This window comes from Streptomyces sp. NPDC058697 (assembly GCF_042715345.1).
In the GTDB taxonomy this organism is placed as follows: domain Bacteria; phylum Actinomycetota; class Actinomycetes; order Streptomycetales; family Streptomycetaceae; genus Streptomyces; species Streptomyces liliifuscus.
The window spans coordinates 24842-38528 of the sequence record NZ_JBHXSU010000039.1; the positions used below are offsets into that span (position 1 = coordinate 24842).

9 protein-coding genes and 1 pseudogene are annotated in these 13687 nt (G+C 70.2%); 5 read left to right on the plus strand and 5 right to left on the minus strand.

Annotated features, from left to right (window positions below; genetic code table 11):
• The first annotated feature begins 26 nt into the window (after positions 1 to 26).
• From ACFWXQ_RS44270 to ACFWXQ_RS44290, 5 genes and pseudogenes are all read left to right on the plus strand, one after another.
• Positions 27 to 737 carry a TerB family tellurite resistance protein gene (locus ACFWXQ_RS44270; protein ID WP_383944668.1) on the plus strand — a complete coding sequence of 237 codons (711 nt, stop codon included), beginning with the start codon at positions 27 to 29 and terminating at the stop codon, positions 735 to 737.
• 319 nt (positions 738 to 1056) lie between these two features.
• The gene (locus tag ACFWXQ_RS44275) at positions 1057 to 3186 is read left to right on the plus strand and encodes an MMPL family transporter (protein WP_383944670.1); all 2130 of its coding nucleotides are present in this window, start codon (positions 1057 to 1059) and stop codon (positions 3184 to 3186) included.
• Between the two features lie 137 nt (positions 3187 to 3323).
• Positions 3324 to 4694 carry a sensor histidine kinase gene (locus ACFWXQ_RS44280; protein ID WP_383944673.1) on the plus strand — a complete coding sequence of 457 codons (1371 nt, stop codon included), beginning with the start codon at positions 3324 to 3326 and terminating at the stop codon, positions 4692 to 4694.
• The gene (locus ACFWXQ_RS44285; protein ID WP_383944676.1) at positions 4691 to 5362 is read left to right on the plus strand and encodes a response regulator; all 672 of its coding nucleotides are present in this window, start codon (positions 4691 to 4693) and stop codon (positions 5360 to 5362) included. The genes ACFWXQ_RS44280 and ACFWXQ_RS44285 overlap by 4 nt, the downstream gene beginning before the upstream one ends.
• A gap of 307 nt (positions 5363 to 5669) precedes the next feature.
• Positions 5670 to 6818, plus strand: a pseudogene (locus ACFWXQ_RS44290) (exo-alpha-sialidase); the annotation flags it as partial.
• 17 nt (positions 6819 to 6835) lie between these two features.
• On the opposite strand, the gene ACFWXQ_RS44295 reads toward ACFWXQ_RS44290, so the two are convergent.
• From ACFWXQ_RS44295 to ACFWXQ_RS44315, 5 genes are all read right to left on the minus strand, one after another.
• Entirely contained in the window at positions 6836 to 7771 is a 936-nt protein-coding gene (locus tag ACFWXQ_RS44295) for a dihydrodipicolinate synthase family protein (RefSeq protein ID WP_383944679.1), read from the minus strand.
• Positions 7771 to 8862, minus strand: coding sequence for an oligopeptide/dipeptide ABC transporter ATP-binding protein (locus ACFWXQ_RS44300; RefSeq protein ID WP_383944682.1), 1092 nt, complete (start codon positions 8860 to 8862; stop codon positions 7771 to 7773). The genes ACFWXQ_RS44295 and ACFWXQ_RS44300 overlap by 1 nt, the downstream gene beginning before the upstream one ends.
• A gap of 1 nt (position 8863) precedes the next feature.
• Positions 8864 to 10936: a dipeptide/oligopeptide/nickel ABC transporter permease/ATP-binding protein gene (locus ACFWXQ_RS44305; RefSeq protein WP_383944735.1), complete on the minus strand. Its 2073-nt coding sequence runs from the start codon at positions 10934 to 10936 to the stop codon at positions 8864 to 8866.
• Positions 10936 to 11898, minus strand: coding sequence for an ABC transporter permease (locus tag ACFWXQ_RS44310; RefSeq protein ID WP_383944683.1), 963 nt, complete (start codon positions 11896 to 11898; stop codon positions 10936 to 10938). The genes ACFWXQ_RS44305 and ACFWXQ_RS44310 overlap by 1 nt, the downstream gene beginning before the upstream one ends.
• A gap of 100 nt (positions 11899 to 11998) precedes the next feature.
• Positions 11999 to 13627, minus strand: coding sequence for an ABC transporter substrate-binding protein (locus tag ACFWXQ_RS44315; protein ID WP_383944686.1), 1629 nt, complete (start codon positions 13625 to 13627; stop codon positions 11999 to 12001).
• Positions 13628 to 13687 lie beyond the last annotated feature (60 nt).

Here is a 13687-nt window from a genome sequence, read left to right on the forward strand (position 1 = left end):
TTGCCGCGGCGTTACGGAGGTGCGACGTGCTGCCAGGACGGGGACGAAACGGCCGGTTTGTCCGCGCCGGCTCCATGGGTGTTTCGCGCCTCCTCGGAACCCGCACGGCGTGGACCACCGTCGGCGACGGCGAGTTCTTCTGCCCCGGCTGCGGCGGCGACCGCAACTACCAGCGCCTCACCGGCCGCCGCCGCTTCACCTGCCTCGGTGTCCCGGTCCTCCCGCGCGGCGAGACCGGTCCCGTCGTCGAGTGCGCGGCCTGCGGCCGGCACTACAGCGCGGACGTCCTGGACCACCCGACCACGACCCGCTTCTCGGCGATGCTCCGCGACGCCGTCCACACCGTCGCCCTCGCCGTCCTGGCCGCCGGCGGCACCTGCTCCCGTACGTCCCTGGAGACCGCCGCGAGCGCCGTCCGCTCGGCGGGGTTCGACGACTGCACCGAGGAGCAGCTCGCTGCCCTCGTCGAGGCGCTCGCCGCCGACACCGGACGGATCTTCGGGGAGCCCTGTGGGCCCGGTCTGGCCATAGAGCTCCATGAGGCGCTGGATCCGCTGGCTCCGCATCTGGCTCCCGGTGGGCGCGAGGGCATTCTTCTTCAAGGTGCTCGTATCGCTCTTGCGGACGGGCCGTATACGCCTGCCGAGCGTGAGACTCTCTCGACGGTGGGTGCTGCGCTGACCATTTGTGCGGATGATGTGACGCGGTTGCTCACGGCGGCGCGGACGCCGTCGTGACCCGCGGGTGATCCCGGGTCCCTTGCGCGCCCTCCCGGCGGGTGCCCTCCTGGCGGGGAGTGATTTCTGCTGCGGGCCCGGTGGGGGCTGGTCGCGCAGTTCCCCGCGCCCCTGACGGGGCGCGGCCCCGGAACCCGCGCCCCTGACGGGGCGCGCCCCCAACGGGGCGGCCCGTCGTCGACTACTCCCCGGGGAGTAGTACGCCCCCGCCGTCGCCCCCGGCAGTACGCCGTACCTCGCCCTCCCGCCCGACGAAAGCCGTGGTCTTCGCCGGAAGTCTGGGGACCGAAGCAGACGTCACCCGGAGGGAGATCGGTCAATGGGGGCCGGACAGACAACCACGACGAGGACGGGACGCAGGCGAGCCGTTCCATGGGCGGTGCTCGGGCTGTGGATTGCCGTGATCGCGCTCGTCGGACCGTTCGCGGCGAAGCTCGCCGACGTGCAGCACGACCGGGTCACCGACTACCTGCCGGCGAGCGCCGACTCGACGCAAGTGGCGAAGATCCAGGAGAAGTTGCCCGGGGGCGAGACCACCGAGATGGTGCTCGTCTACCACCGGGACGGCGGGCTCAGCGCCGCCGACCGGGAGACCGCCGCCGGGCAGGTCGCGGAGATCAGCAGGGAGCACGAGCTGATCGGCGGTGCTCCGAAGGGGATTCCGTCCAAGGACGGCACGACCCTGATGTACCCGGTCGCCAGCAACGAGCCCGGGACGAACGAGGAGCTGCGGGACAAGCTCGTCAACGACGTCCGTGAAGTCGCCCAGGGCGAAGGCGGGTTGAGCGTCGAGGTGGGCGGCACCGGCGCGCTGGCCACCGACGCCGCCGAGGTCTACAACTCGCTCGGCGGACCGCTGCTCTACACCACCGTCGCCGTCGTCGCGATCCTGCTGATCCTGATCTACCGCAGCCCCGTGCTGTGGCTCGTGCCCCTCGTCGTCGCCGGGATCGCCGACTTCATGTCGATGGGTGTCGCCTACGGCCTCAACCAGGCCTTCGGCACGACCGTCTCGGGGCAGAGCTCGGGCGTGATGACGATCCTCGTGTTCGGGGCGGGCACGGACTACGCGCTGCTGCTCGTCTCGCGCTACCGGGAGGAACTGCGGCGCATCGAGCGACCGTACGAGGCCATGGTCGCCGCCCTCCGCGGCTGCGGGCCCGCCGTGCTCGCCTCCTCCGGCACCGTCGCCGCCGGACTGCTGTGCCTGCTCGCCGCCGACCTCAACAGCAGCCGGGGCATGGGCCCGCTCGGCACGGTCGGCGTGCTGTGCGCGCTGATCGCGATGCTGACCCTGCTCCCCGCCATCCTCGTACTGGTCGGACGGCGGGTGTTCTGGCCGCTCGTGCCCGCCTTCGGGAGCGTGCCCAAGCAGCGGCGGAGCCTGTTCTCGGCGATGGGCAGCTCGGCCGGGCGCAGGCCGCTGACCGTGCTCGCCAGCGGTGCCGTACTGCTCGGCGCCCTCGCCCTGGGCTCGCTCAACCTGCCGGGACCGGTGAAGCAGGAGGACTCCTTCGTCGACAAGCCGGAGGCTGTCGTCGCGATGGAGACCCTCGCCAAGTCCTATCCAGAGAGCGGCAGTCAGCCCATCGACGTGGTCACCCCGCAGGGCCGCGCCGACGAGACCCTCGCGGCCGTCCGCGGCGCGCCGGGAGTCGACAGCGCGGAGAAGGGGCGTACGGGAGACGGCTGGACCGAGATCTCCGTCTTCGCCAAGAGCGCACCCCAGTCGGCGGGGGAGACCGCCACCATCAAGTCCCTGCGGGACGAGCTGAAGGGCTCCTACGTCGGCGGGGCCAGCGCCCAGCAGATCGACCTGGAGGACACCAATGCGCGGGACACGAAGATCGTCGTGCCGCTCGTCCTCGTCTCCGTGATGCTCATCCTGATCGGGCTGCTGCGGAGTCTGGTCGCACCGTTGCTCCTGGTGGTCGCGGTCGTCGCGGTGTGGGGCGCCTCCCTCGGGATCGGCGGGCTGGTCTTCGGACCGCTCCTCGGCTTCGAGGGCACCGATCCGGGGCTCGGCCTGCTGTCCTTCGTGTTCCTCGTGGCCCTCGGCGTCGACTACGGCATCTTCCTCATGCACCGGATGAGGGAGGAGTCCCTGGCGGGAGCGGAACCGGCCACCGCCGCGCTCACCGCGCTGCGCACCACCGGCGGCGTCATCGCCTCCGCCGGACTCGTCCTCGCCGCGACCTTCGCCGTGCTGACGAACATGGGCCTGGTGCAGCTGGTCCAGCTCGGCTTCGTGATCGCCGTCGGCGTCCTGCTCGACACCTTCCTCGTACGGACGTACCTGGTGACCAGCGCGAGTGTCGCCCTGGGCCGGAAGGTGTGGTGGCCGGGCGTGCTCTCACGGGAGCCGAAGCCGGCCGAACCGGCCGGGTCGAGCGGACCGGGCGGACCGACCGAGCCGCCACGGCAGCCGGAAACCGTCGGTGCACCCTGAGCACGCCGATCGAGTACGCCGATCGAACACGCTGATCGAGCAGGCCGACCGATCACCTTGATCCGGCGGGCTCGCCCGGGCGCCTCTCCTTCGGGAGGGGCGCCCGGGTTCCCGCACGAGTACCGGAAGATGGAGCCGTGGAAGAACGGGGAACGACCACAGGGGTACGCGACCGGTCGGCGGCGGCGGAGACGGCGGCCGGCGGAGGCGGGCGGTCCCGTCGCGTCGAGCGCATCATGTCCGCCATCAACCGCGAACCGATGACCGCGCCGCACCGCACCCGTAACGACATGGTCCTCGCGGCGGGGGTCGCCGTGCTCGCCGTCGTCATCGCCCTGATGGGCGGCGAGGAGACCTGGCCCGGCCCGCTCGGCTGGACGCTGCTGCTCGCCGGGCACGTACCCCTCGTATGGCGGCGCCGCAGTCCCGTGCTCGCCCTGCTCGGGGTGGCGGTCTGCGTGGCTCCGTACCACGGCCTCGACAACAACCACGCCCTGCCCATCCCAGCGACCCTCCTGGCGCTCTACACGGTCGCGGCGACCGGCACCGTACGCCGCACGCTGCTCACCGGTGTCGCCGTCCTCGGCCCGACGATGATCATCAACGGCCTCACCAACCCGAAGGGGGCGCTGGAGTTCCTGCGGATCTCCGGCTGGATCATCGCGATCCTGTTCATCGGTATCGACGTCCGCTACTACCGCCGGTACGTCGCCTCCATCGTCGACCGGGCCGAGCGCGCCGAACGCACCCGTGAGGAGGAGGCAAGGCGCCGGGTCGCCGAGGAACGGCTGCGGATCGCCCGGGACCTGCACGACCTGCTCGCCCACAGCATCACGCTCATCGGTGTGCAGACGTCCGTGGCGGCCCACGTCCTCACCGCCGACCCCGATCGCCTCGACCGCAAGGCCGTCGCCCAGGCCCTGGACGACATCGCGGGGACCTGCCGGACCGCCCGGGGGGAGCTGCGTACGACGCTGGAGGTGCTGCGGGCGCACGACGCGGTCGTGGGAGTGGGCGGAGACCCGGGAGCGGTCCCCGGCCCCGGCTCCGGTTCCGTTAACGGGGCCGGGGACATGCGGGGGCCGCTGCCCGGGATCGACGGACTGGCCGGTCTCGCCGAGTCCGGCCGGGTGGCCGGGGCTAAGGTCGAACTCTCCGTCCGCGCGGACGGCATACCGCCCTCCGTGGGCGCCGCCGCGTACCGGATCGTGCAGGAGGCGCTCACCAACGCCGTACGTCACGGTGGCCGCGAGGACCTTACCGTGCGGGTGGGCCTGTGGACCGCGGACGGCGCGCTGCGGGTCAGCGTCACGGACGACGGGACGGGCGGGAGCGCGGACGCGGGCGGCGGGACGGGCTCCTCCGACGGCACGCCGGGGTTCGGGCTTGTCGGGATGCGGGAGCGGGCCCGTAGCGTGGGCGGCACACTGGACGCCGGACCGGGGCCCGCCAAGGGCTTCGAGGTGACCGCCACACTGCCGCTGCCCCGGGAGGACAAGGCTCGATGACGATCCGCGTACTGCTCGCCGACGACCAGAACCTCGTACGTGCCTCCTTCGCGATGCTCGTCTCGTCGGCCGGGGACATGGAGGTCGTCGCCGAGGCCGGGACCGGGCGGGAGGCCGTGACGCTGGCCCGGTCGGCGCGGGCCGATCTCATCGTGATGGACATCCGCATGCCCGACCTGGACGGGATCGAGGCGACCCGGCTCATCGCCGCCGACGAGGATCTCGCGGGGGTGAAGGTGCTCGTCCTGACGACGTACGACACCGACGAGCACATCGTCGAGGCACTGCGGGCCGGGGCGTCCGGCTTCCTGGTGAAGGACATCAAGCCGGCCGAACTCCTCGACGCCATCCGGACGGTGGCCGCGGGGGAGTCCCTCCTCTCGCCCGGTCCCACCTCGCGGCTCATCGCCCGCTTTCTGCGCGCGCCGGACACCGCGACGACGTCCGCCGTGGGCGGACCCAGCGGGCTGTCCGAGCGGGAACGGCAGGTGCTCTCACTGGTCGCGCGCGGCCTCAACAACACGGAGATCGCCGACGCGTTGGGACTCAGCCCGCTGACCGCGAAGACCCATGTCAGCCGGATCATGGGCAAGTTGGGGGCGCGGGACCGGGCACAGCTGGTGATCGTGGCGTACGAGTCTGGGCTTGTGATACCCGGGACCGTCTGAGCTTCGGGCCGCGTTCGGGTCGGGTTCAGGCCGCGTTCCGGGGACCTGTTGTACGGTCCCTCAACTCCCCGTGGTTGCACGGGCATTGCTCTGTCCCTCGGTGCGCACTAGTTTCTCGGGGACATCCCACGTCCCATGTCTGGGAGTCCGCCTCAGCTTCAACCGCAGCCTCAGCCTCTGTCTCTGTCTCCGTCGCTGTCTCTGTCCCTATGCGTCTTCGGGAGAATCCGTGGTTTCCACACGTCGTCGTCTTCGTCCGATCGCCCTCGCCGGTGTCGCGGGGCTCACCGCCGGACTCGCCTCCGGACTGGCGTCCACCGGTACCGCGTTCGCCGCCGAACGGCCGTCGCGGGGGTGTGTCTCCTCCGTTCCGTACGCGGCCGGGCAGAACGGGTACGACACCTACCGCATCCCCGCCACCGTCACGACCCGCACCGGCGCGGTGCTCGCCTTCGCCGAGGGCAGACGCGACGGTGCCGGGGACACCGGGAACATCGACGTCGTCCTCAGACGGTCCTTCGACGGCGGCTGCACCTGGGGGCCGCTGTCCGTCGTCGCCGCCGGGAAGGGGGACACGCGAGGCAATCCGGCGCCCGTCGTCGACCCCCGTACCGGGAAGGTCGTCCTCCTCACGTCCTACAACAGCGGTGCTGTGACCGAGGCGCAGATCATGCGCGGGGAGGTCACGGCCGAGCAGAGCCGGCGGGTCTTCGTGCAGACGAGCCGGGACGACGGGCGTCGCTTCAGCGCGCCCCGGGACATCACCGGGGCGGTGAAGCTGCCGGGGTGGCGGTGGTACGCCACCGGGCCCGGGCACGCGATCGCTCTGACCCGGGGGCCGCACGCCGGGCGGCTCGTCGTGCCCTCCAACCACTCGGCCGCGCCCGCGGCCGGCTCCGCCGACACCGGGCAGGAGGCCAAGTACTACGGGGCGCACGCGATCTACAGCGACGACGGTGGGGTGACGTGGCGGGTCGGGTTCGTGGACGACTCGTACGACGGGGTCGACAACGCGAACGAGAACGCCGTGGCCCAACTGCCCGACGGGCGGCTGTACTTCAGCGCTCGGGATCAGCACGGGAGCAGTGTGGGGAACCGGCTCGACGGCTACTCCAGTGACGGGGGTGTGACGCTGGACCGGCCCTATCTGGTTCAGCCGACGCTCAATGACGTGCCGGTGGTTCAGGGAAGTGTGCTGCAGTTGGCCGGGGGCGGGCGGGTGGCTCCGTTGCTCTTCTCCGGGCCGTCCGTGCCGACGGTTCGGCAGTCCATGGCGGTGTGGCGCAGCTCGGACGCCGGGCACTCCTTCACCAAGGCGAAGACCCTGTCCACGCTGCCGGCCGCGTACTCCGACCTCGTGCAGCTGGGGTCCGACAAGGTCGGGGTCCTCTACGAGACGGGGGTCACGGGAATGTACGAGTCGATCGAGTTCCGGCGGGTGCCGGTGGGCGAGCTGCGGGGGCGAAGAACGCTCTACAGCAAACCCGCCCCCGCCAAGAACTTCCCTACCCCCTCCGTCTCCTCCGGGGACAGGGGGATCTGGGGCTCGGCGGTGGCGGGGCAGGCGATGATGCCGCGTAGGTGCAGGGCGGCCTTGAAGGCGCCCAGGGCGGAAGAGCTGCCCCCCATCCGCCCCCCATCCCCCACCCGCACCATCCCGAACAACGAACACAACCGCTCCTGCTCGGCCCGAGCCCGCTCCCAGTCGCCTTCGCGGCACAGGCGGTACAGGCGGACGTACCCGTGCGGGTCGACGTTGGCGAGCCCCGGCACCGCCCCGTCCGCCCCCATCGCCAGCGCGCTGTCCACGACGAGTTCCGATCCGGTGAGGACGGAGAACCCGGAGATTCCGGGATGGGCGCGGGCCCCGGTCACGACGGCCCGGAAGCCCCCCTCGTCCCCGCTGGAGTCCTTGAGCCCGGCCAGCACCCCCTCCGCCGCCAGCTCCAGCACCGACTCGGCGCCCAGCTTGGAGTGGACGGCGACCGGGAGGTCGTACGCGAAGACCGGTACCGGGGAGTGGGCGGCGATCAGACGGTAGTGGCGGGCCACCTCCGCCGGGTGCGTGCGGGTGTAGAAGGGGGCCGTCGCCACCACCGCGTCCGCGCCCGCCTCCGTGACGTACCGGACGTGGTCCAGGACGCGCGGGGTCGTCATGTCGATGGCCCCGGCGAGTACGGGGAGCTGGCCGGACACATGGCCCACCACCGACTCGACGACCAGCCGACGGTGACGGTCCGTCAAGTAGGCCGCCTCCGACGAGGAACCCAGGACGAACAGGGCGTCCACCCCGCCCCCCACCAAGTGGTCCACCAGCCTCAGCAGCGACGGGACGTCCACCTCGCGGTCCGGTGTCAGGGGCGTGCAGACGGGCGGTACGACACCGGTCAGCGGGGCGGGCATGGGCATTAGGGCTCCCTGGGCATCTCGGCCATGGCGGTGGCCTCCGGAACGGTGGTGACGGCCTGTGCGACCAGGTCGCGGGTCGACTGGCCGTCCTCCACAGGATGGTGGCACCGGAACCGGTGCCCCGGACTCGACGCGGCCGCGAAGTCCGGCATCGACCCGGCACAGACCGGGTCCGCCTTCCAGCAGCGGGTGCGGAAGGGGCAGCCGCTGGGCGGGCGGGTCGCCGACGGTACGGGGCCCACCAGCGGGATCGGATCGATCGGGTCCAGGAGTCCGGGGGTCGCCGAGAAGAGGGCGCGGGTGTACGGGTGACGGGACCGGTCCGTCACCTCGTCGGCCGGGGACTCCTCGACGATCCGGCCGAGGTACATCGTGATGACCCGGTCGCTCATCCTCCGTACGGTCTGGATGTCGTGGGAGACGAAGACCAGGGCCAGGCCCAGCCGTTCCTTCAGGTCGAGGAGGAGGTTGAGGATCTGGGCGCGGACCGACACGTCCAGCGCGCTCGTCGGCTCGTCCGCCACCACCAGGTCGGGATCCAGGGCCAACGCCCTTGCGATGGCGACCCGTTGGCGCTGGCCGCCCGACAGCTGTCCGGGGAGTCCGTCCGCCAGCGCCTTGGGCAGGCCCACCAGGGACATCAACTCCCTTACACGGTCCTCCCGTTGCTGGGCCGTTCCCCGCCTGTGCACGTCGAGGGGGTCGCGCAGGATCTGCCGTACCGTCAGCCGGCGGTTCAGGGCAGTCGACGGGTCCTGGAAGATCATGCCTGTGCCCGCGCCCACCGTGACCCGCCGTTCGGCCGGGGGCATCGTCCACAGGTCGCTGCCCCGGAAGGACACCGTGCCGGACGTCGGTTTCTGCACGCCCACCAGGACCTTGGCGAGCGTCGACTTACCGCAGCCGGACTCCCCGACGACGCCCACCGTCTCGCCGGGCGCGATGGTGAGGTCGGCGCCGGTGAGGGCGTACACCCGGTCGCGTGCGAACAGGCCGCCGGTGCGCGCCTTGTGGACGACGTGCGCGTCGGACACCACCACGAGCGGGCTCTCGGGGCGGCTCACTTCATGGCCATCGGCACGTCGGGTCATCTCACGGCCTCGCTTCCGTCGCCTCGGCAGGACCTGATCCGGTCGGTCCGCTCGGCTCGGTTGATTCGGTCAGTCCCGTCGATCCGGCCGGCCCGGTCGAGGCCGTGGGCATGGGCAGGTCGATCGCCGGGTGGTGGCAGGCGACCTCGTGGCGGCGGGGCGGGCCCGCCAGCGTCGGAGCCGTCGTACGGCACACGTCCGTCACCATCGGGCAGCGGTCGGCGAACCGGCAGCCCGCCGGGAAGTCGGCGGGCGACGGTACGACGCCCTTGATCTGCGTCATCCGCTCGGCCGCCGACTCAAGGGACAGGACGCTGCCGAGGAGGCCGCGGGTGTAGTGGTGGGAGGGGAACTCGACGAGGTCCGCCGTCACGCCCGACTCCACGATCTGGCCGCCGTACATCACGACCACCCGGTCGGTGACGTCCGCGATGAGGGCCAGGTCGTGCGAGACGAGGATCAGCGCGAAGTCCAGTTCGGCGCGCAGCCGCAGCAGCAGCTCTATGATCTGCGCCTGCACGGTGACGTCGAGGGCGGTCGTCGGTTCGTCGGCGACGATCAGCTTGGGGTCGCGGGAGAGGGCCATGGCGATGAGTACGCGCTGGCGCTGGCCGCCGGACAGTTCGTGCGGGTAGCTGCGCAGGGTGCGTTCCGGGTCCAGGCCGACCAGTCCGAGGAGTTCGGCGCCCGTGCGGGTGCCTCCTCTCCTCACAACCTGCTTGAGCTGGGCGCGGATTGTCATCGCCGGGTTCAGGGAGGAGAGGGCGTCCTGGTAGATCATCGCCATCTCGTGGCCCAGCAGTCTGCGGCGTACGCTCATCGGCTCGCCCACCAACTGCCGCTGGTTGAACCGCACATGGCCGCGCACCCGGGCGCCCTTCGGCTCCAGGCCCATCACGGCGAGCGCGGTCAGCGACTTGCCGCAGCCCGACTCGCCCACCAGACCCAGGACTTCACCGGGCTGTACGTCGAAACTGATGCCGTCGACGATGTCCACACCCCCGTGGCGGGCATCGAATCCGATGGCCAGGTTCTCCACGCTCAGCACCGGCCGGCCCTCGGGGAGAGGGCGTGCCCGGGTGCGCAGCCGCTGGGCCGCCTCCGTCAGTCCCGGCAGTTCGAGGACCTTGCCGCTGCCGGGCTCGGGCGCCTCGATCCGGTCCTCCTCCTCGCGCGCCTCGACATCCCGCGCGACCGGCGCGGCCCACGCGTCCGAGACGCCCTCGGAGAGGATGTTCAGCGAGAGCACGGTGAACAGCATCAGCAGACCCGGGAAGACGGTCGCCCACCAGCCGCCGGTCAGCACCATGTTCTTGCCGTCCGCGATGACACTGCCCCAGGACGGGTCCGGCGGCCGCACACCCGCGCCGATGAAGGACAGCGACGCCTCGAAGACGATCGCCTCGGCGACCTGCACGGTGCAGAACACGAGGACCGGAGCGGCACAGTTGATGGCCACGTGCCGCCACACGATGTGCGGGGTACGCGCTCCTATCACCCGCTCGGCCGTCACATAGTCCTCGCCGTACTGGTCCATCACGTTGGCCCGTACGACCCGTGCCATCGGCGGCATGTAGAGGAACGCGATCGCGCCGATGAGGATCGGGATGCTGCCGCCGAACACCGCGACGAAGACGGCCGCGAGCGCGATGCCCGGGAAGGCCATCACGATGTCGAGGCAGCGCATCAGCGTCTCGTCGACCGCCTTGCGCGAGGTCGCCGCGATCGCGCCGATCAGTGCTCCCACGACGAGCGCGAGCCCGGTCGCGCCGAGCCCGATCGCCAGGGACCAACGGGCCCCGTACATCAGCCTGCTGAGGATGTCGCGGCCCAGACTGTCCTGCCCCATCCAGTGCTCGCCCGACGGGGCGCCCTCGCCGTGGCCGTTGTCGACCAGGGGCACCTGGTCGAGCGGGTCGTGCGGGGCGATCAGCGGGGCGAGCAGGGCCGTGAGGACGACGATCCCGATGACCACGACCGCGATCCGTGAGATCAGGGGGAGGCGCTTGAAGCTCCTGAGGCGGATGCCGGGCAGGGAGAGCTTCTCCGCCAGCCGCTTCCGGTACATCAGCATCATGCTTCGGCACTCCTCAGGCGCGGGTTGACCAGCAGATAGAGGATGTCGATGACGAGGTTCACGACCACGAACCCGAAGGCGATCGTGAGCACACCGCCCTGCACGACGGCCGGATCACCGTTCTTCACGGCGTCGATCATGAGCTTTCCCATCCCCGGCAGATTGAAGATCGTCTCGATGACGACCGCACCGCCGAGCAGATAGCCGACCCGCAGACCCAGAACGGTCAGCGGGTTCATCAGGGCGTTGCGCAGCACGTTCCGCCCGACCACGACCACCGGCGGCAGCCCGCTGCCGATCGCCGTCCGTACGTAGTCCTTGTCCAGCTCCTCCACCACCGCTGTGCGGACGATCCGGGTGAGCTGCGCGGCGACCGGCAGCGACAGCGCCAGCGCGGGCAGCGTCATCGTCTTCAGCCACCCGGTGAACGAGTCCGCGGGATTGACGTATCCGCTGGTCGGGAACCAGCCCAGGTCCACCGCGAGGTACTGGATCATCAGCAGCGCCAGCCAGAATCCGGGCGCCGCGACACCGGTCAGCGAGACGACCCGGATCAGCTGGTCCGGGAACCGGTCCCGGTAGATCGCCGCCGTGACCCCGCCGATCAGCGAGAGCACGACCGCGATGCCGAGGCCCAGGAAGGTCAGCTGCATGGTGAGCGGCAGCGCGGTGGTGACCTGGTCGACGACCGGCGCCCGCGTCAGCGCGCTGACTCCCATGTCACCCCGGATCAGGTCCCCGACGAAGTCGAAGTACCGCACCGGGAACGGATCCAGCAGCCCGTTGCGCTCCCTGAAATCGTGCAGCTGCTGCTCGGTCGGGTTCGCGCCCTGGAAGTACGCGGACGCCGGATCACTGTCCGAGAACCGCATCACAACGAACACGAACAAAATGATCCCGAGCATCAACGGCACGAGCAGCACGATCCGCCGCCCAACAATTCTGACGATCGCGATCACGGGTGCGTCCTCTCCTTACCTCTCAAGTGCGGCTGTTCTATTCAGGGGCGCGGGGAACTGCGCGACCAGCCACAACCGGCCCGCAGCCTCCGAACGACCCCTACACCCACTTCGCCTGGAGTACGTTTATCCCCGGATACGGCTGAGGCCGAATACCCGAAAGGTCCTTCGAGTCCCACGCAGTGATCAGCTCATTGTGAACGACCGGATAAATCACAGCGTTCTCCGCCACAATGTCGATGTACTCCTGAGTCATCGACTTCTTCTTCTCGACGTCCGGCTCCTGCGTAGCCTGATCCATCCGTTTGAACAGATCCTTCGCCACGGAGTTGTTCTCCCAGCGCGCATACCGCATCCAGGTGTTCCCGGGCCCGTAGTTGTAATGCATGATCAGATCCGCATCGAGCCCGAACTGGTTCGGATTCGACGCGGCCGCCACGACCTGGAAATCCTTCTTCTGGTCGAGCTTCGTGAACAGCGCGGCGGTTTCCTGCGGTTCGAGGGTCGTCTTGACGCCGATCGCGTCCCAGGAGGCCTTGATGGTCGGCAGGCAGTCCACGATCCAGCTCACGTTGACCGCCATCAGCGTGACCGTGAGCCCGCTGACGCCGGCCTCCTTCAGGAGTGCCTTGGCCTTGTCCGGGTCGTAGTCGTAAACGGTCTTCGCCTTCCGGTACGTCGGATTTCCCTCGTTGAGATACGACGACGCGGCCTTTCCATGACCGCGCAGCGCGGCCTGGATCATCTTCTCCTTGTCGATGGCGCAGTGCAGCGCCTGCCGTACCCGTACGTCGTCGAAGGGTTTGTGGGCGGTGTTGAAGAGGAGGAAGATGTGGTTCATCCCCGCCCCGCCCTCGACCTTCAGGCCGCCCTTTTCGAGCTGGGAGATATTGGCGTACGGAATGTTGTCGGAGATCTGTGCGCCCGCGCTCGAACCCGAGATCTTCGCGACGCGCGGCGCGGCGTCCACGATCGTCAGCCAGTTCATCTTCTTGAACGCGGCCTTGCGCGGGCCGTTGTAGTCCGCGAACGCCTCGAAGGTGGTGTTGGACTTCGGGTGGTGGGCGGCCTGCCGGTACGGGCCGGAGCCGACCGCCTTTCCGGTCGTGGCCTGGTCCAGCGCGCCCGCCTTCGAGAAGACGTGCTTCGGCATGATCTTGGCGAGGGTGAGCCGCTGGGCCCCGTCGGGGAAGGGGAACTTGAGAACGAGTTCCACCGACTTCTCGTCGACCTTCTTCACCTCCTTCAGCCAGGACGCGAAGAAGTTCTTGGCGAGGGTCGTCGTCTTCGGGTCCAGTACGCGCTCATAGGTGAAGACCACGTCGTCGGCGGTGACGGGCTGCCCGTCGTGCCACTTCGCGCCCTCGCGCAGCGTGAACTTCCACGTCGTCGCCTGGAGATCCGCCGGAATCGCCGTCGCGAGCGCCGCGTACGGCTCGCGGCTGATCGGGTCGGTGTCCAGCAGCCCCTCGTAGATGTGGTGGTTGCCGGCCATCGCGAAGGCCGAGGCCGTCATCAGCGGGTCCCAGCTCTGGTCGTTGCCGTAGCCGATGACCGCGGTGAGCGTCCGGTCGGCGCCCTCGCCGCCGCCTCCCGTCTCGTTCGTGGACTCCGGTCCCGACGAGCAGGCGGAGAGCGTAGAGCTGATCGCGGCGGCGGCGCCCAGCGCGCCGGAGTACTTCAGGAACGACCGGCGGTGGAGCGCCGGTGCGTGGGTCGCGTCGCGCACGGTTCCTCCAGCAAGGGGTGGGAGATACGACGTCCTACGTCATAGGTGCAGCGTGACCAT

Coding starts and splice junctions, on each gene's coding strand:
- ACFWXQ_RS44275 (WP_383944670.1), top strand. CDS start 1,057: ATGGGGGCCGGACAGACAACCACGACGAGGACGGGACGCAGGCGAGCC.
- ACFWXQ_RS44295 (WP_383944679.1), bottom strand. CDS start 7,771: ATGCCCATGCCCGCCCCGCTGACCGGTGTCGTACCGCCCGTCTGCACG.
- ACFWXQ_RS44305 (WP_383944735.1), bottom strand. CDS start 10,936: ATGCTGATGTACCGGAAGCGGCTGGCGGAGAAGCTCTCCCTGCCCGGC.
- ACFWXQ_RS44300 (WP_383944682.1), bottom strand. CDS start 8,862: ATGACCCGACGTGCCGATGGCCATGAAGTGAGCCGCCCCGAGAGCCCG.
- ACFWXQ_RS44285 (WP_383944676.1), top strand. CDS start 4,691: ATGACGATCCGCGTACTGCTCGCCGACGACCAGAACCTCGTACGTGCC.